Genomic DNA, 18,667 nt, shown 5'->3' with positions numbered 1-18,667 from the left:
TTGCCTGGCTCAGCGCACCGCGCGCGGGCGCGCGGGCTGTAAACCCGCCTCGCTCAGCAGGGCGTTAGCCTGTACCAGCGAATCCTGTGTGATATCCGCGATCGATTTTGCGCCGGTCAGCGTCATCGCGACCCGCATCTCTTTTTCAATCAGCGTCAGCAGATTCTCTACGCCGCGCTGGCCGTGTGTGGCGAGCGCATAGATAAAGGCGCGTCCCAGCAGCACGCTGTCGGCACCGAGCGCCAGCATGCGCACCACATCCAGACCGCTGCGAATGCCGCTGTCTGCCAGAATGGTGATATCGCCTTTAACCGCATCGGCGATGGCCGGCAGCGCACGCGCTGACGAGAGCACGCCATCGAGCTGCCGTCCGCCGTGGTTGGAGACCACGATGCCGTCAGCGCCAAAGCGCACCGCATCGCGCGCATCCTCCGCATCCAGAATGCCTTTAATCACCATCGGCCCCTCCCAGAAATCGCGGATCCACTCCAGATCCTGCCAGGAGATAGAGGGATCGAAGTTGTTAGCCAGCCAGCCAATGTAATCCTCCAGGCCGGTGGGCTTGCCGAGATAAGCTGAAATGTTGCCCAGATCGTGAGGCCGGCCGTGCAGCCCGACGTCCCACGCCCACTGCGGGTGGGTGGCTGCCTGCCAGTAGCGGCGCAGCGCGGCGTGCGGCCCGCTCATGCCGGAGTGCGCATCGCGATAGCGCGCCCCCGGCGTGGGCATATCGACCGTAAACACCAGCGTTGTGCAGCCGGCTGCTTTGGCGCGCTCCAGGGCGTTACGCATAAATCCGCGATCGCGCAGCACATAGAGCTGAAACCACATCGGCCGGTTGATGGCTGGCGCCACCTCTTCGATAGGACAGAGCGAGACGGTAGAGAGCGTAAAGGGGATCCCCTTCTGTGCCGCTGCCCGCGCCGCCTGCACCTCCCCCCGGCGCGCATACATGCCGCATAACCCCACTGGCGCCAGCGCCACCGGCATCGCCAGCGTCTCATTAAACAGCCGGGTTTCCAGACTCAGCGCGGACATATTTTTCAGCACCCGCTGACGCAGCGCGACGTCTGAGAGGTCAGCCACGTTGCGCCGCAGCGTATGCTCAGCATAGGCACCGCCATCAAGATAGTGGAACAGGAACGGAGGCAAAATGCGCTGCGCTGCGGCGCGATAGTCACTGGCAGCAGAGATAATCATCAGGTGTTCTCCTTACGGGTCGCTGCCGTTTCGCCCGGCAGGCGGGTGATGCGCGCCTGACGCGCTTCATCTTCATGCAGCGTTTTCATCGTGGTATGGACAAAGCCGAGGTGATCCATCGCCGCCTGACGCGCGGCGGCGGCATCGCCTGCCATCACCGCATCAAACATTGCCTGATGCTGCTCATTGAGGCGGTTAAAAATCACCGGCTGGGTATACATGCGCTGACGGCTGTGCAGTACCGATGACTGCAGCAAATCGAAAAAGCCGCGCATGGTCTGCAGTAAGACCAGATTGTGTGAAGCCTCTGCAATCGCGAGATGAAAACGCAGATCGGCCTGCGCGGCGAGATCGGGATCGCCGCAGTCGTTCAGCCGCAGCAGCGCATCAAAGGCGTAGCGCAGTTTTTCTTTATCCGCTTCCGTTGCGCGCAGCGCGGCGTGCCAGGCGGTGCTGGCCTCAATGGCGTGGCGCGCCTCCAGAATATCCCAGCGGTAGTCGGGATCGGCCGCCAGCAGCTGACGCATCGGCTCGACGATACGCTGTTCTGACCAGGGTTCCGGCGGCTGACACAGCCAGGTGCCGCCGCCGCGTTTGCTGATCAGTACACCGCTGTTAATCAGCTGCTGAATCGCCTCGCGCAGGGAGGAGCGCGAGACGCCCAGCAGCGCCGCCAGCTGGCGTTCGCCCGGCAGCCGCATGCCGGGCGTCAGCTGCTGCGCGCCGATCCAGGCGCTGAGACGTTCGCGCAGCGGCGCGCTCACGGGATCATCCACGTCAGCACGTAGGCCTGCAGCGTGGTGATCACCCCGACCATGCAGGTAAAAATCAGGCTGTGTTTCACGGTAAAGCGGAACAGATCGGACTCTTTCCCCACCAGCCCGACCGCCGCGCAGGCGATCGCAATCGACTGCGGCGATATCATCTTACCGGTCACGCCGCCGGTGGTATTAGCGGCCACCAGCAGAATATCGGATACGCCAATCTGCTGCGCCGTGGTCGCCTGCAGCGCGGCAAACAGCGCGTTGGAGGAGGTGTCCGATCCGGTCAGAAACACGCCCAGCCAGCCGAGAAACGGTGAGAAAAAGGTAAACGCCTGCCCGGTGTGCGCCAGCGCCAGCGCCAGCGTAGCAGAGAGCCCGGAGTAGTTAGAGATAAAGGCAAACGCCAGCACCATGCCGATAGAGTAGATCGGCAGCGCCAGCTCTTTCAGCGTCTCTGCGAACGTCTGCAGCGCCGCGCGCGGTTTCATCCGCAGCCAGAGGATCGACAGCAGTGCCGCAACCAGAATCGCCGTGCCGGTGGCTGAAACCACATCGAATTTAAACAGTGCAGCGTACGGCGTGGCCTGACTCACCACCGGCGGCATCCGCGCCACCAGCTCATGCAGCAGCGGTACCGGCACGGTAAAGACCCAGTCATAGAGTGCGCCGCCTTTGGCAAACAGCGCCTTGAACGGCGGAATACTCCACAGCGTCACCGTCGCGGTAAGGAACAGAAACGGCATCCATGCGCGCACAATCTGCGCCAGCGTATAGCGCTGCGCTCCGGGCATGGCGTCAGCTGCATCGCGCTCTTCAAAACGGAAAATGCGTACCGGCTGCCAGCGACGTAAAAACAGCGTCAGACAGATCAATGAGGCGAGCGAGGAGATAATATCGGGCAGCTCCGGCCCGAGGAAGTTGGAGCTCAGGAACTGAGCAATGGCAAACGATCCTCCCGCCACGATTACCGCCGGCCAGGTCTCTTTCACCCCGCGCCAGCCATCCATGATCGCCATGATCCAGAACAGCACAATCAGCGTCAGAAACGGCAGCTGTCGCCCGGCCATCTGGCCAATCTGAAAGCTGTCCAGCCCGGTGACCTGCCCGGCCACAATAATCGGAATCCCCATCGCGCCGAACGCTACCGGCGCCGTATTGACAATCAGACAGAGGCCCGCCGCATAGAGCGGTTTGAAGCCCAGCCCGACCAGCAGCGCAGCGGTAATGGCCACCGGCGCACCAAACCCTGCCGCCCCTTCCAGGAAGGCGCCAAAGGCAAAACCGACGATCAGCATCTGCAGGCGCTGATCCGGCGTGATCGACAGGATCGACGCGCGAATAATGTCGAACTGCCCGGTTTTAACCGAGATCTTATACACAAACACGGCGGCAATGATGATCCAGGCGATCGGCCACAGGCCATAGAAAAAACCATACACCGCCGACGCCAGCGCCTGCCTCACTGGCATGCCATACAGCAGCAGCGCCACCAGCAGCGCCAGCACAACGGTCGCCGTGCCCGCCTGGTAGCCTTTGAGCTTGAGTTTAATCAGCGCAAAAAAGAAAAAAACAATCGGTATCACTGCGACCAGGCTGGAAAGCCACAGATTATTAAGCGGATCATAATTTTGCTGCCATACCTGCATGCCATTATCTCCGGAGGAGTGAAACCGGCACGGTGCAGCAAAACATGCACCGTGCAACAGTGCCCGTGACGCGCTGAAAGTGGTCGGACCGCATTCAGGAAACCGGGCTTATGGCGTCAGATAGTTAATGCGTTGTTAACTGAAAGCAACGCATTGCGGGAGAATTTTGCAGCAGTGTGACCAGGCAAAAAGGTTTTAGCGCTTTTGGTAGGACCAATCAGCGCGACACGTGAGTAAATGCGCCGGTATAGCTGTGCGGATGAAAGCGCAGGTTCAGCGCAATCAGGCCCAGCGTAATCATACCCTGCATCAGCCAGACGCTGGAGAAGCTGCCGCTGAACGCCTGCAGCTGGCCGGCGACAAACGGCATGCAGCCGGCAATGATAAACCCGGCGCCCTGCATAAATGCCACCAGGCGTGCGCCCGCCTGCGGGTGTGGCAGGTGATCAAGTGCCAGCACCATCGTCAGCGGAAACGCGGCACCCAGGCCAAACCCGGCCACTGCGGCCCAGCACCAGGGGGCGAACTGCGGCGCAACCAGCAGGCCAGCCATACCGGTCAGCTGACAGAGCAGGCTGAAAATCAGCGGCGGACGCCGGTCGGTGTGGCGGGCCAGCAGCGGCATCAGCAGCGCACCGATAACCTGACACAAAATCATTACGCCAAGCAGTGAACCGCCCGCCTGTTCACTCCAGCCGGCCTGCTGATACGCGTCCGGGAGCCACGCCACGCAGGTGGCGTAGCCGCCGTTTACCAGGCCAAAGCTCAGCGCCAGCGACCAGGCGCGCGGCGTGCGCCACAGCGGGGGCAGCGCCGGTGCCGGCTGCGTCGCCGTCGCCGGCAGCCTTATCCGCAGCCAGAGCAGCAGGGCCAGCAGCGCCGGTAAAGCCCAGCTGCTTAACGCCAGCGTCCAGCCCATTCTGGCGCTGATCCAGGGCGTCAGCGTCGCCGCCACCCCGCCGCCGCCCATCAGCGCCCCCGCCCACAGCCCGGTTACGGCAGCGCTGCGCTGTGCAAAACGCTGGCGGATCACACCCGGCATCGCCATCTGCACCACGCCAGCACCGAGGCCCGCAACCAGCGCGCTGGCGACCAGTCCGCTGCCGCTGCCGCTGCCGGTAGCTGCACGCGCCAGCAGCGCCAGCAGCAGCAGCAGTAATCCCGCCTGCAGCAGGCGCTGCAGCGCAATACGCTGTAAAAGCGATGCGCTCAGCAGCGCCACCGCGCCCATCATGATCATCGGCACTGCCGGCAGCAGCGACGCCGCCAGCGGTGACAGGCCGATTGCCCGGCGCAGCTGACCGAGCAGCGGGCTGACCGACGTCAGCAGCGGACGCATATTCAGTCCGGCCAGGATCAGGGCGGCCAGCGTCAGCGAATTTCTGTTCATAAACACTCTCAGTGTTAAAAGGTTGCCAGCATCGCAGCAGTAGTTACTATTGGGAAATAAAATAATGCTATAGCGAACAGTGGAAAAATGAATCGTCAGCCTATGTTTACGCCTCAGCAGCTGCTGAGCTTTGTTGCCGTCTGCGAAACCGCCAGCTTTACCCGAGCCGCCGGGCGGGTTCATCTTTCTCAGTCCACCGTCAGCCAGCAGGTGCGCCGGCTGGAGGAGATGCTCGGCAAAGCGCTGCTGGTACGCACGTCACATCAGGTTACGCTGACCGAAGAGGGTGAAAAGATGCTGGCCTACGCGCGCCGCATCATTACGCTTAACGGTGAAGCGTGGGATGTCATGGGCGATACCTGGCGAGACGGCGTTCTGCGGCTTGGCGTACCGGAGGATTTTGCAGCGCCGACCGCCGGGCTGCTGGCGGATTTCAGCCGGGCACACCCGCAGCTGCGTCTTGATGTTATGAGCGGCATGTATGTTGATCTGCACCGTGCATGGCTGCGTGAAGAGCTGGATATCATGCTCATCAAGCAGCCCGGCGGCGAGCGTCCCCTCGCCTCGCGCCCTGAGCCGCTGCTCTGGCTCGATAGCCAGGCTCATCCCTGCTTTACCCGCTCGCCGGTCCCGCTGGTGGTATTCCCGCAGCAGGGACTCTACCGGGAGGAGATGTGCCAGGCGCTGGACCAGCTGGCGCGCAGCTGGCGCATCAGCTACAGCAGTGCCAGCCTGGCGGCGCTCGCCAGCGCCAGCGAAGCCGGACTGGGCCTGACGCTGCTGCCCGCCAGCTGCCGTCTCCCCGGCCATCGCGTGCTGGGCCTCGCCGAGGGTCTGCCGCCGGTCACACATTTTGAGCTGGCGCTGTTCTGCCGTCTGCCGCAGGATGCGCTGCAGCAGACGCTGGCGCAGGCGCTGGCTGAGTTCTGCCATCTGCAGTGGCAGTGATTTTGCCACTGCCGGGCAGTGGCAAATATCGCAGCGGCGGCCCGGCAGATTTGTCAGATTAGGGTTTTCCCTGCGATCCGGAGCCTTTTATGTCCGTTACCTCTGCCAGCCGTCGTTCTTTTCTCAGCCAGGGCGTTCGCCTGACCGCCGCCGGAAGCCTGCTGGCTGCCGGTATGAGTCGCGCCGCGCCGTTACCCGCTCTTCCAGCCTGTCAGACTGCCCTACCCCCGCCTGACGCTGCTCACTATCAGCTCTGCAACGTGCGTCTTGAAGAGGCGTTTGAACGCGAAGGCGGCGAGGTGATCGCCACCCGCACCGCGTGCTACAACCTCACGATTAAAGAGGGGCTGTTTGTCGCGATTGAGCCAGCCAGCACGCCACGCAACGCTGCGCTGCCGCAGTGGGATGCACAGGGCGCGCTGCTGCTGCCTCGCACCCGTGATATGCATATCCACCTTGATAAGACGTTTTACGGCGGCCCGTGGCAGGCTCCGCGCCCGCGTCAGGGCAAAACCATTATGGATATGATCGCCCGGGAAGAGGTGCTGATCCCGCAGCTGCTCCCCACTTCACAGGCGCGTGCTGAAGCGCTGATTGCCCTGCTGCAGAGCAAAGGCACCACCGAAGCGCGCAGCCACTGCAACATCGATCCGGTCAGCGGCCTGCAGAGCCTGGCGCACCTGCAGCAGGCGCTGGCACAGCATCCCGATTTCCGCTGCGGGATTGTTGCCTTTCCGCAACACGGCCTGCTGCACTCAAAGGTTGATCGGCTGATGCGCGAGGCGATGCAGCCGGGCGTCACGCATGTGGGCGGCCTCGATCCGACCAGCGTTGATGGCGCAATGGAAGCGTCGCTTGATGCGATGTTTCAGATAGCGCTCGACTATCAGCGCGGCGTGGATATCCATCTGCACGAAATCAGCGCGGCGGGCGTAGCGGCTATTCAGTACATGATTGATACCGTTGCCCGTCATCCGCAGCTTAAAGGGCGCGTAACGCTGAGCCACGGCTTTGCACTGGCCACGCTGGAAGGAGATGCGCTGGATCGGATGATTGCCGGCATGGCGGAGCAGCAGATTAGCCTGGCGTCCACCATTCCGATCGGCAGACTGACCATGCCGCTGCCGCAGCTGCAGGCGGCAGGCGTCAACGTGATGACCGGCACTGACAGCGTGATCGATCACTGGTCCCCTTTTGGCACCGGCAGCATGCTGGAAAAAGCCAATCTCTATGCTCAGCTTTACCGCGGCTCTGATGAGTATGGGCTAAGCCGCGCGCTGCATATCGCAACCGGAGGTATTCTGCCGCTCTCTAATCAGGGCGTGCGGCAGTGGCCTGCGCTGCAGGATGAAGCCAGCATGATGCTGGTGTCAGCCAGCTGCTCCGCTGAAGCCGTGGCGCGGATTGCGCCGGTGCAGGCCACCTTTCAGCGGGGCAAAGTGGTGTTTTTTGCCGGTTAAGCGCCGGTTCTGTTCGCCGTCAGCTGCGGCAGCTGCCTTTGCTCCGGCACGGCGACCGGGCAGAGGACGCCTGGCCGCGCCCTCTGCACTCCCCGGCCCTGCGCCAGCCCCGCCCGCCGCTGCTGCTTTTTTTCTCTTCAATAAGTGTCTTATGGCTGAAGGTTTTGTAGAGAAGCTTCAGCGCACACCAAACCAAATTAAAAAAAAGAAATGAAGAATTTGCAGGCGGGGAAAAGGGGCGCCATCCGCAGCGCCGGGCGCAGCGTGACGGCCAGGGCGAGCCGGCAGGACGCCGGCGAGAGCGCGGGCTGAGCAGGAGCGAATCCGCGCGGTCCGTTAAGGCCAGAGGGATAAGCCCGGGAATTCGCGAGGACGGCGCGGGGCGCGGATTGCTAAGGGGCGCGCCCACCCGCCCCTTAGCCCGTCCGCATGCGGAGATGCCGCTGAAACTGCCAGAAGCCTGGCGGGCGGAACCCCTCCGGTGCCGCGCACAGCCCTGCCCTGACGGGCGGAACCCCTCCGGTGCCGCGCTCAGCCCTGCCCTGACGGGCGGAACCCTCTCAGTGCCCCGCGCTGCTAAACACCCAGCCCAAAAACAAAAAAGCCTCCGGCTGGAGGCTTTTGTCTTACTAACCGGCGACACCTGCCGCTGCATAGCGTTTTACGACAACATCTGAATGGCCAGCGCGTAGAGGCGCTGATGATCATCGTCACTGACTGGCTCTTCTTCCGCATAACAGGCGATCATTGAGCTGACTTTATCAGAGGATAAAGCTTCTCCATGAAGGTGCAGCGTTAATACGGCGCGGCCGACGATTTTCAGAATGTCTTCGCTATGTCCCTGGAGACTATGACTCAATGAAATTGACCTCTGAAGTAAATTCGTTCGCCAAATGGCGCGCTCAATATAGATCAGAACAACAAGGGTTTTTAATAAGAATTTCCTTATGCTGCGTAATATATAAGCCTGACCCGGGGGAAATTTATCTTAAATTGCCGCTGAAAAACGCACTAAAAGCGTTAATCTCCTTATTTGCTGAGTGATTTTTATACGCCAACGGATCGTTACGGATAATAACTTATTAAAACTTTGCAACAATAAGCCCCCTGATGCGGGACAGGCTTTTGTTCTCTCTCCGGCCGTATGCATCAGGCGAATTACCGTTGCTGCCCGCGTGGCTTTCTGCCAGACTGGCCGCGTTATCTTCCCTCCTATCTGAGACATCTTTGTGACTGCTTTTTCAACCCTGACGCAACTGCCCGCCAGCCAGCTCGACAACCTGCGCGATATGGGCTTTGATGCGATGACGCCTATTCAGGCAGCGTCGCTTCCCGCCATACTTGCCGGCCGCGATGTGCGTGCGCAGGCGAAGACCGGCAGCGGCAAAACCGCTGCGTTCGGTATCGGCCTGCTTAATCGTATCGACAACAGCCAGTTTCATACCCAGGCGCTGGTGCTCTGCCCGACGCGTGAACTGGCTGAACAGGTCAGCAATGTGCTGCGTCAGCTGGCACGTTTTACGCGCAATATTAAAATTCTCACGCTGTGTGGCGGCCAGCCGATGAGCGCACAGCGCGATTCGCTGGTGCATGCCCCGCACATCGTCGTCGGCACGCCAGGCCGACTGCTGGATCACCTTAAGCGCGACAATCTCGATCTCAGCCAGCTGCAGACGCTGGTGCTCGACGAAGCCGACCGCATGCTGGAGATGGGTTTCCGCGACGATATGGAAGCGATTATTGGCTTCACGCCCGCGGCACGGCAGACGCTACTTTTCTCCGCCACCTGGCCTGACACCATTGCCAGCCTGAGCCAGCGCTTTCAGCGCGACGCGCTGGCGGTTGCAACGGAAACCGAAGCGGAGCTGCCTGCGATTGAGCAGCAGTTTATCGAAGCGAGCGCAGGCGAGCGCGTTAACCTGCTGTGCGCCCTGCTGAGTCAGCACCAGCCCGCCTCCTGCGTGGTGTTCTGCAACACCAAACGCGAGTGCGATGATATTGCCGCTGCGCTGAACGATCGCGATATCAGCGCGCTGGCGCTGCATGGCGATCTGGAACAGCGCGATCGTGAGCGCGTGCTGATCCGCTTTGCTAACGGCAGCAGCCGCGTCCTGATTGCGACCGACGTAGCCGCACGCGGTCTGGATATCAAATCGCTGGCGCTGGTAGTCAACCTTGAGCTGGCGTGGGATCCGGAAGTGCACCTGCACCGCATTGGTCGCACCGGGCGAGCGGGTGAAAAAGGGCTCGCGGTGAGCTTTGTGGCACCTGACGGCATGGCTCGCGCCCATGCGCTGGAGGATTACCTGCAGCAGAAACTTAACTGGGTGGCGGCCGCTACCTTAAAAGGCAGAGCGGCACAGGCGCTTCCTGCGGCCATGATGACACTCTGTATTGATGGCGGACGCAAAGCAAAAATCCGTCCGGGTGATATCCTGGGCGCGCTGACAGGCGAAGCGGGCTTCAGCGCCGATCAGATCGGTAAAATTGACCTGACACCGTCGCACGCCTATGTCGCTATTGCGGCAGCGCAGGCGAAAAAAGCGCTGATCAGGCTCAAAGAGGGCAAAATCAAAGGGAAAAGCGTACGCGCGATTCTCCTGAAATAGTATGGCCATAGCGTGAGGGCGATCGCGCCCTTGCGCTAAATCTTCCCCTTCTCCCTTCATTTTTCGCGCGCCCTGCCGATAAGTTAATCATGGCACTTCCGCCCTCTCCCTGCTCCGCCCAGATTCTGTCCCGAGGCCATGATGGATAATTTTCAGAAAGAGATCGACGAACGCGCAAACCTGGCGCTGTCCAACAAATTTGAACTGCTGCTGTTTCGGCTGGGTTCCGATCGGCTGAAAGGCAAATCTGAGCTGTATGGCATCAACGTGTTCAAGCTGCGCGAAATTGTGCCGATGCCGGCGATTACGCGCGCGGCCGGTATGAACTCGCCGCTGCTGGGTATGGCCAGTATCCGGGGGCAGTTTATTCCGGTTATCGATCTGCCGGCCGTAACCGGCTGCAAGCCGGAAACCGGTCTGAATCTGCTGCTGGTTACTGAATATGCGCGCAGTACTCAGGCGTTCGCGGTGGAGTCGGTAGAGAATATTGTGCGTCTCGACTGGAGTCAGGTGCATACCGCAGAAGCGGGGATCAGCAGCCGCAATATCACCAGTATCGCCTGTCTTGACAGCGATGGCGAAAGCAACAATCTGGCGCTGGTACTCGACGTAGAGCAGATCCTCTATGACATTATTCCTTCGGTGCGCGGCGTTGAGCCTGACGCTAAGACCGCGAAAAACTTTAACCTGAAGCCGGGCGCAGTCGCTATCGTGGCGGAAGATTCTAAAGTGGCCCGCCAGCTGCTCGAACAGGGACTGAAAAGCATGGGTATTCCGGCCCTGATGCACAATACCGGCCTGGAAGCGTGGATAAAAATCAACGAAATGAAGAAAGAAGCGCAGGCCAGCGGCGAATCGATTCACGATAAAATCGCCCTGGTTCTGACCGATCTGGAGATGCCGGAGATGGATGGCTTCACGCTGACGCGTAATATCAAGCGTGATGACACACTGCGCCATATACCGGTCGTCATCCACTCTTCGCTTTCCGGCAGCGCCAATGAAGATCACGTGCGTAAAGTGGGCGCCGATGGTTATGTGGCAAAATTCGAGATCAATGAGCTCTCCAGTGCCATTTTCAGCGTGCTGGAAAAACAGCGCTAAATCCGCCCTGTTCTCCCTTCCCTTTAAGGCGCGACTATCGCGCCTTTTTTATTGCGGCTATTCCTTCCGCCCTGAAACAGTACCGCTTATTTACCATCATTTAGTACTGCTAACCGATCTTCGCTACCGCGCGCAAAAATTAAAGTAAATATATTAGTTACCGATAACTGTTGCGCCTGCGCTGGCGTTTTCAGGGATAACCTGCGCAGACAGATTTCCATTTTTCTTTTAAAAACAGTCTTTCGCAGCAAATTAATCATTTGCTGACGCATCCTATTACTGTCTGATTTCTGGCAAACAGGGAGAACCAATGTTGAGCATCAAGAATATGAAAGTCGGGGTACGCCTGGGCATCGCCTTTGGCCTGGTAGTGGCCCTGTTAATGGTGGTGGGCGTTACGTCGTGGCTGAAAATCAGCAATATTAAAACCGGCATTACCTCCATTGTAGAAGATCGTTTTGTTAAGGTTCGCCTCGGCTTCGACGTGCGCGATGGCGTGAATGACCAGATAAAATATCTGCGCGGTATCGTGATTGATACCACCCGACCGGAAAATAACGTTAAACGCTTTGCTCAGCTTGCGGATGCGACGGCGCAGACTAACAGCGCGATGAAAAAAATTGAGGCCATTCAGGTTACGCCGGTAGGTAAAAAGAAAATTGCCGGATTACTTGCCGCCAGCAAACTGTTTGAACAGCAAAAAAATGATGTGCTGGCGCTGGTGCGGGACGGCAAGACAGATGAAGCCAGCAACTACGTGCTGAAGAAGATTACCCAGACGCAAAACACCTTTTTGCTCAGTGCGGCCGCTTTTGCCGACTCTCAGGCCAGCCAGCTGCATCAGGAGGGAGTAGGCATCATCAAAGATGGCACCACGGCGATTCAGGTTTCCGTTATTTTTACGGCTATCGCCATCGCGGCTGCCGTGCTGCTGGGCCTGCTGCTGACCCGTTCCATCGTGCGTCCGCTTAATGAAGCTGTCGCCGTCGCCAGCAAAGTTGCCGCCGGCGATCTCAGCTCGCGCATAACGGTCCGCAGTAAAGATGAAACCGGCGTGCTGATGCAGGCGCTGCAGACCATGAACGACAATCTGATGACCATCGTCTCTAACGTGCGCGCCGGCTCCGATACCATCGCCGTCGCCTCTAATCAGATCTCCAGCGGCAATATCGATCTCTCTTCGCGCACCGAGCAGCAGGCGAGCTCGCTGGAAGAGACCGCTTCCGCGATGGAGCAGATGACCGCGACCGTGAAGCACAACGCCGATAACGCGCGCGAAGCAAACTCGCTGGTCTCAAAAACCTCTGAGGTGGCTAAAGAGGGTGGCGTGGTGATGGAGCAGGTTATCGATAAAATGGAGGCGATTACTTACTCCTCGAAGAAGATTGTCGATATTATCAGCGTCATCGACTCTATCGCTTTCCAGACCAATATTCTGTCGCTTAACGCCGCCGTTGAGGCAGCGCGTGCCGGCGAACAGGGACGCGGCTTTGCCGTGGTGGCATCGGAAGTGCGTAACCTGGCCCAGCGCTCCGCCTCTGCCGCTAAAGAGATTAAAGTCCTGATTGAAGATTCCGTGACCAAAGTTGATGAAGGCAGCCGCCTGGTGACGCACGCCGGATCTACCATAAGTGAAGTCGTCAGCAGCGTGCAGAGCGTGGCTGAGATTATGAGCGAAATTACCATTGCCAGCAGCGAACAGAGCAGCGGCATTGGTGAGATTAATCAGGCTATTACGCAGATGGAAGCGGTGACGCAGCAGAATGCCTCGCTGGTGCAGGAAGCATCTGCCGCCTCGCAGGCGCTGCAGGAGCAGGCCGATCGGCTGGCGCAGTCGATGAGCGTGTTTAAAACCGCGCTGGCGTAATGCCCACGGCCGGGCCGCCGGTGACGGCGACCCGGCTGCGGTCAGTTGAACAGCGACCAGGCGACAGAAGAGATCGCCAGCACTCCGATAATCACCACAAAGAGGTTGCTGATTTTCCCGCTGTACTGGCGCATTGCCGGCACTTTCTGAATCGCATACATCGGCATCAAAAACAGGATTGCCGCGATAACCGGCCCGCCCAGCGTTTCAATCATGCCAAGAATACTGGGGTTCAGCGTGGCCACCAGCCAGGTGGTCAGCAGCATAAACAGCGTGGTCAGCCGGTTCAGCTTCTGCGGCGCGATCGCTTTACCCCGGCTGCGCAGCGATTTGGTGACGATGCCGTTAAAGCCTTCGCGCGCCCCCAGGTAGTGACCCAGGAACGATTTCGTGATCGCCACCATCGCGACAATCGGACCCAGCCAGGCGATCATCGGCACCTGAAAATGGTTAGCCAGATAAGAAAGAATGGTAATGTTCTGCGCTTTGGCCGCCTGCAGATCGGCTGGCGACAGGCTCAGCACGCAGCTGAACACAAAAAACATCACCGTGACCACCATCATCAGATGCGCGCTGGCCAGTATGCGCGAGCAGCGTTTTTCCGCACCGGCGCCATATTCGTCGCGTTTTGCGACGGCAAAAGACGAGATAATCGGCGAATGGTTAAATGAAAAAACCATCACCGGAATGGCCAGCCACAGCGTCATCCACAGATTGCCGCTGCCCGTTGCCTCGCTAAACGACAGCGTCTGCAGCGCGGCACCGTGCCAGTGCGGAACCAGCCAGGCGGCCAGCAGCATCAGGACGGCAACAAACGGAAAGACCAGAATACTCATCGCCTTCACGATCATCTGCTCGCCAAAGCGCACGATAACCATCATCCCGCTGATCAGCAGCAGCGACAGCAGCGCGCGCGGCGGCGACACCAGGCCAAGCTGATGCACAATAAAACTGTCTACGGTATTGGTGATGGCCACGCTGTACATCAGCAGAATGGGATAGATAGCAAAAAAGTAGAGCAGCGTGATGATTTTACCCGCCCCGCTGCCAAAGTGCTCTTCCACCACGTCAGTGATATCTTCGCCCGGATTTTTACCCGAGAGGACGAAACGCGTCAGCGCGCGGTGCGCATAGAAGGTCATCGGGAACGCCAGTACGGCCATGATCAGCAGCGGCAGCAGCCCGCCCGCGCCGGCGTTAATCGGCAGAAACAGCACTCCGGCACCAATCGCCGTACCATACAGACCCAGCATCCACACCGTGTCACTCTTGCTCCAGCCCCTGGCCGCTCTGGCGGTTGCCAGCGTGCTGGTTTGTGAGTTGTTCATCACTCTCTCCAGATTCATCATTATTGCAGCCGGTCTCCGGCTCTCTGTTCACGGTCAGCCGCTGCGGGCTGCCGTTTAACCGCGCTCATGCTATACGTTTTTGTCACCGTGCGGGGGTCACAACGCAAGATACGCGTCACAAAAGCAGCAAAAATGCGCAGGCTGGTAAATTTATGCTTTAAAAATGCACAAAACCGGCGCGCAATCGATTGCCTGACGTTATTTGACCTGAGTCACAAAAATTGTGCAAGTGAAGGTAGTAACCGGTGAGTAAAAGCAGCGGTCTCTCCCGGCTGCTGCCCTCTTCTGCCAGAGACAGAGATCGGAAGGCAACGCCGGGAGGGTCAGGGATCAGAATGCGCGCATTCTGTATAACGCATAGAGGAAATAGTACGCTGTGAGTGAGTTCAGATTCATAATCATGTACTTCAGTTTTTCATTTTTATTCAGCAGCGTGAAGATACCTTTTGAGTATTTTCCGCGCTTTATCTGTTCTATTTCTGTTGCGATATCTGCCGGTGAAAAGGAAGCGTGGTACATGGCAGTGACAATCTGCATATCCAGCGCCAGCACGCGCTTTGAGATCCCTTTCAGAAAGTGGTCCAGTTCGCTGGCCTGATATTTATCGACGATGGTGTCATACAGCGCGGTCAGCGACTGCTTACGCACCTTTAATTCACTGTACTGTACCTTCTGCTTGGAGAGCGAGCCGCTGGTATCCTCATAGTGATAGGCCGCGTTAGGCGTAATCAGGAAGTTGCTGATGCAGCTGAAATATTTCAGGTTAAACAGCAGATCTTCACTCATTGAGATCCCCTCAAGAAAACGCAGATTCAGGGATTCAATAATCTCCCGGCGGTAGCATTTATTATGCAGATAGCCGATGTTGTCGCTGATCTCCAGTTCGCCCAGCACATAAGGGATATCGTGCTGGCTGAAAAAGCCCGCCTGCGAAACCTTGCCAATGCGATCGTCATTCAGGTGGCCAACCATCAGGTCTACGGTTTCAGCCGGCCAGGCGTTGAGATTCTGCTTAAAACTCATCAGGAAATTGTCATCAACCCAGTCGTCGGCGTCCAGGAAGAGCACGTAGTCGCCGCGCGCCTTTAACAGCCCGGTATTGCGCGCAGCGCTGACGCCGGCGTTGATCTGCTCCAGCACGGTTATCTGCGGATAACAGGCAAACTCAGACAGAATCTGCGCGCTGTTATCGCGGCTGCCGTCGTTAACCACCACCACTTCATAACTGCTGAACGTCTGGTTCAAAACGCTCAGCAGCGTGCGCCGGATGGTATTTTGTGAGTTATAAACGGGAATGATGATACTGAAGAGCGGATTGTCATTCATGATAAACTCTCTTTGCTGTCTGAGGTTTTGTAATTGCTAAATAACTGCCATAGCTTCCTGGGGTTGAAAAAAACCTGGTGGATCCGCGCCACGGGTTGCGCGGTGAAAAAATAATTAAGCAGGGAAAAGGAGACGAATTCGGTAATCACCACGCTCAGTGCAGCGCCGGTCAGGCCGTAATGCGGCACCAGCAGCAGTGAAGAGATCAGGCAGATAACCAGCACCGCGAAGGTCTTTTTGATCAGGAAGCGGTAGCCGTTATATTTCACAATGAAGCGGTCCATCACGCTGCTCAGCACACCGCACATCGCGCCCACGCTCAGCAACAGCGTCGGGGCTACCGCATCCAGATAGGCAGCGCCATAAAAATGGCCAATAAACCAGCCTGACAGCAGCCAGATCGCCACAATCACCAGCGCGGAGACGCCAATCACCAGCAGATGCAGCTGCTGCGCTTTAACGATCGCCCGCTCGCGGTTGCGCTCGGCAAAGAAAGCGGGATAAAACGACGCCAGCAGCGCGGCCGGTAAAAATACCCACGCCGTGGAGAGCGTCAGCGCCACAGAGAAAATGCCCGCCTCTTTTACGCCGAGGAAGTAAGAGACGCTTACCTGGTTGACGCGCGTATAGATGCCGACTGCAATGGCCGAAATAACCAGCGACATGCCTGATGCCACCATATAGCGCGAATATTGCTTCAGCTGACGCAGCGCCGGCAGCGGTTCATGGCGGTGCTGGCGCGTAAAGAGCGCGAGCTTAATGACAAAGGGAATAAGGGTGGCGAGTACAATCGGGATCGCCAGATAGTGCGGATCCAGCTCCAGCCAGGAGATAAGGAATCGCACCGAGAGGCTGATCGCCAGCCCGATAACGTTAGCGATCACATTGAGACGGGCATTGAGCATCGCCTCGTTGTAGATGTTAACCAGATCGAGCGCCGAGAAAAGGCAGGCCAGCGCAGCGGCACAGATAAAGACCACCGCATCCGGGCTCCACTCCGCTTTCATGATCAGCATGCCGCTGATTGCCAGGACGCTGTAGACGCCCAGCACCAGCAGGCCGGCAGCCATCATCAGACGAATACCCGAACGGTGATTCTGCGCAATGCGCTTCAGCAATATGACATCGCTGCCCATTACCGCGATGCTCTGCAAAAACTGAAAAATCAGCATTGAGAGTGAGATAATGCCGAAGGTGGTCGGGCCGACATATTTGGCGACGTAAGAGGTCACAAAAATCAGGCCAAACACGGCGATCAGCTTTTCAGCGATCATCCACATTGAGTTTCTGAGTTTCTCTTTCATTCCGGTTCCCCTTACGCTTTACGCGCCAGGCGGCGCAGCTGTGAAACGCCGCGCGGGCTGACAAAAAAGAGGGTGAAATAGAGGCTCCAGGGATTCAGCATCGGGCCGGACGAGAGATAAGCGCGGAAACTGCGGCGATACAGCGCGATATAATCTTCAATAAAGGCACCGCTGAATTCACGGCTGTTGAGCCCTTTGCTGATATAGGAAGAGGTGACCTTGAGCACGAGATGGTAGTAGTAGCGATGGTGCTGCCGGGTCATAAACGCCTTCATCCGGCCAAACGAACGCGCAAAGGAGAAGTGTTTTTCCCGCAGCGCCGAACGGGTGGCGGAGTTGTCCGACTTTACGTAGTGGTAGACCACGCGTTCGGTGACGATTACCTGCTGGTTCTGCAGCAGATAGAGGTAGTTCATCACAAACAGCAGATCTTCGAAGTTGAAGATCTCCTCGTTAAAGCGCAGCTGATGCTGCCGGATAACGTCCGCGCGAAATACCTTGTCGCAGATGCCGTGACGGGGATGGAAATAGAGCACGTCGTTGACCGCTGCCGCCGCGCTCATCTGCCGCGATGCGTCACGGTTGGCAGGCTGATCCAGCGGCTCACCGGCAGGCGTAAAATGCTGCGACTCGCCGATACACATGCCGATATTTTCCTGCATCAGCCCAGCCCAGGTGGCAAAGGCGTCGTGCGGCAAAAAATCATCAGCGTCTAAAAAACAGATAAATTTACCGCGTGCGCTGCGCAGCCCCTGATTACGTGCCGCAGAGACGCCCATATTGGACTGTTCAATGATGTGAAACTGCGGATGGTGCGCAAACCGCTCAAGAATGGCCTGCGACGTATCCGTTGAGCCATCATTGATAAAAATCGCTTCAAAGCGCATTTCCGTCTGCTGCAGCAGACTATTAATGCTTCTTTCCAGATAAGCAGCCGCGTTATACACCGGCACAATGACGCTCAGTAACACGTCGTTTACGGGATTTTGCATGAGACCTCAGAACTCGTTTTGTCAGTATTAATAAGGCGAACGCAGCGGCGTTAAACATTGCCGTTCAGATAACGCGCGTGCCTGATGGCATATTCCTGCGTCCGGCTTAACTGTATTCCGGATTTTTTCGGAGTTTCCTCAGTAAGGAATTCCGCTAATTAAATAAATGAATACTCAATGTAATAATAAGAATTTCGCCAGCGCTGCACGCCAGAACTATTTATTATTCGTTTGTAAATGCATACCGCTGACGACGCGCAGCTGCCTGCGCTTCACCCTGCAATCCGGCTGGATGGCGGGCAAAGAGTGGCGGCTTTAGCGTTAGCTTCAGCTGGATATCATTCTTTATCAATAAGTTACCAGCGACTGACCTGCCGCACTCTGCGGCGCGACGTCGCGCAAATCGTTTTACCGACTTTTCAGCGGCCTTAACGTAACGTGTGGCAACATTAATGATATGTGCTGTGCGCCCTGCTCTTTTATTATTCCGCTGCGTCTGTTGCGCCGCGTGAGAAGCAGGAGGCGTTAATCCAGTATGGCTATCGCAGCCATACTGCAATGGGCTTCAGGCCCTTAAAATGCGATCTGTTTCAAAACTTTAAACGGCATTCTCTCCGCTGAACAAGCCAGGGTCAATGGGGAGGTCAGGAAAACAGAATTTACGCAGCGACCCTGCCGTTAATTAAAATGCAGATTGATTAGCTTTAA

General features: G+C 57.9%; 14 protein-coding genes. 5 read left to right on the top strand and 9 right to left on the bottom strand.

What is annotated here, in order from left to right; translation table 11 throughout:
* Positions 1-9 precede the first annotated feature (9 nt).
* The 4 genes from lldD to F3J39_RS00350 all read right to left on the bottom strand — a co-directional run bounded on the left by lldD (position 10) and on the right by F3J39_RS00350 (position 5,000).
* The gene (gene lldD / locus F3J39_RS00365; RefSeq protein ID WP_071668602.1) at positions 10-1,200 is read right to left on the bottom strand and encodes an FMN-dependent L-lactate dehydrogenase LldD; all 1,191 of its coding nucleotides are present in this window, start codon (positions 1,198-1,200) and stop codon (positions 10-12) included.
* The gene (gene lldR / locus F3J39_RS00360; RefSeq protein WP_233207401.1) at positions 1,200-1,964 is read right to left on the bottom strand and encodes a transcriptional regulator LldR; all 765 of its coding nucleotides are present in this window, start codon (positions 1,962-1,964) and stop codon (positions 1,200-1,202) included. Before lldR ends, lldD begins: the two co-directional genes overlap by 1 nt.
* Entirely contained in the window at positions 1,961-3,610 is a 1,650-nt protein-coding gene (lldP, locus tag F3J39_RS00355) for an L-lactate permease (RefSeq protein WP_166713741.1), read from the bottom strand. The genes lldR and lldP overlap by 4 nt, the downstream gene beginning before the upstream one ends.
* 217 nt (positions 3,611-3,827) lie before the next feature.
* Positions 3,828-5,000 (bottom strand): cyanate transporter, encoded by a 1,173-nt coding sequence (locus F3J39_RS00350; protein ID WP_166713740.1) that lies wholly within the window; start codon positions 4,998-5,000, stop codon positions 3,828-3,830.
* A gap of 87 nt (positions 5,001-5,087) precedes the next feature.
* Between F3J39_RS00350 and F3J39_RS00345 the strand changes: the two genes are divergently transcribed.
* Positions 5,088-5,948, top strand: a complete 861-nt coding sequence (locus tag F3J39_RS00345; protein WP_071668600.1) for a LysR family transcriptional regulator — start codon at positions 5,088-5,090, stop codon at positions 5,946-5,948.
* 89 nt (positions 5,949-6,037) lie between these two features.
* Positions 6,038-7,408: an amidohydrolase gene (locus tag F3J39_RS00340; RefSeq protein ID WP_166713739.1), complete on the top strand. Its 1,371-nt coding sequence runs from the start codon at positions 6,038-6,040 to the stop codon at positions 7,406-7,408.
* A 661-nt stretch (positions 7,409-8,069) separates the two neighbouring features.
* On the opposite strand, the gene F3J39_RS00335 is transcribed toward F3J39_RS00340, so the two are convergent.
* Positions 8,070-8,267, bottom strand: coding sequence for a hypothetical protein (locus F3J39_RS00335; protein WP_039382914.1), 198 nt, complete (start codon positions 8,265-8,267; stop codon positions 8,070-8,072).
* A gap of 370 nt (positions 8,268-8,637) precedes the next feature.
* On the opposite strand from F3J39_RS00335, the gene dbpA reads away from it, so the two are divergent.
* The 3 genes from dbpA to F3J39_RS00320 all read left to right on the top strand — a co-directional run bounded on the left by dbpA (position 8,638) and on the right by F3J39_RS00320 (position 12,988).
* On the top strand, positions 8,638-10,017 hold the full coding sequence (dbpA, locus tag F3J39_RS00330) for an ATP-dependent RNA helicase DbpA (protein WP_039382913.1): 1,380 nt from the start codon (positions 8,638-8,640) through the stop codon (positions 10,015-10,017).
* Positions 10,018-10,158: 141 nt separating this feature from the next.
* Positions 10,159-11,121, top strand: coding sequence for a chemotaxis protein (locus tag F3J39_RS00325; RefSeq protein WP_039382912.1), 963 nt, complete (start codon positions 10,159-10,161; stop codon positions 11,119-11,121).
* 310 nt (positions 11,122-11,431) lie between these two features.
* On the top strand, positions 11,432-12,988 hold the full coding sequence (locus F3J39_RS00320; RefSeq protein ID WP_104084609.1) for a methyl-accepting chemotaxis protein: 1,557 nt from the start codon (positions 11,432-11,434) through the stop codon (positions 12,986-12,988).
* A 41-nt stretch (positions 12,989-13,029) separates the two neighbouring features.
* On the opposite strand, the gene F3J39_RS00315 is transcribed toward F3J39_RS00320, so the two are convergent.
* From F3J39_RS00315 to F3J39_RS00300, 4 genes are all read right to left on the bottom strand, one after another.
* On the bottom strand, positions 13,030-14,316 hold the full coding sequence (locus F3J39_RS00315) for an HAAAP family serine/threonine permease (protein WP_104084608.1): 1,287 nt from the start codon (positions 14,314-14,316) through the stop codon (positions 13,030-13,032).
* 351 nt (positions 14,317-14,667) lie between these two features.
* Complete coding sequence (locus F3J39_RS00310) at positions 14,668-15,663, bottom strand: glycosyltransferase family A protein (RefSeq protein ID WP_071668494.1); 996 nt, start codon at positions 15,661-15,663, stop codon at positions 14,668-14,670.
* A complete protein-coding gene (locus F3J39_RS00305; protein ID WP_071668493.1) occupies positions 15,660-16,967 on the bottom strand; it encodes a flippase in 1,308 nt (435 codons plus the stop codon). The genes F3J39_RS00310 and F3J39_RS00305 overlap by 4 nt, the downstream gene beginning before the upstream one ends.
* 11 nt (positions 16,968-16,978) lie before the next feature.
* Positions 16,979-17,959: a glycosyltransferase family 2 protein gene (locus F3J39_RS00300; RefSeq protein WP_039382903.1), complete on the bottom strand. Its 981-nt coding sequence runs from the start codon at positions 17,957-17,959 to the stop codon at positions 16,979-16,981.
* Positions 17,960-18,667 lie beyond the last annotated feature (708 nt).

It is taken from the genome of Pantoea sp. Acro-807 (assembly GCF_011752675.1).
Lineage (GTDB): Bacteria > Pseudomonadota > Gammaproteobacteria > Enterobacterales > Enterobacteriaceae > Pantoea > Pantoea eucrina.
This window is presented reverse-complemented; position numbering and strand designations above follow the sequence as displayed.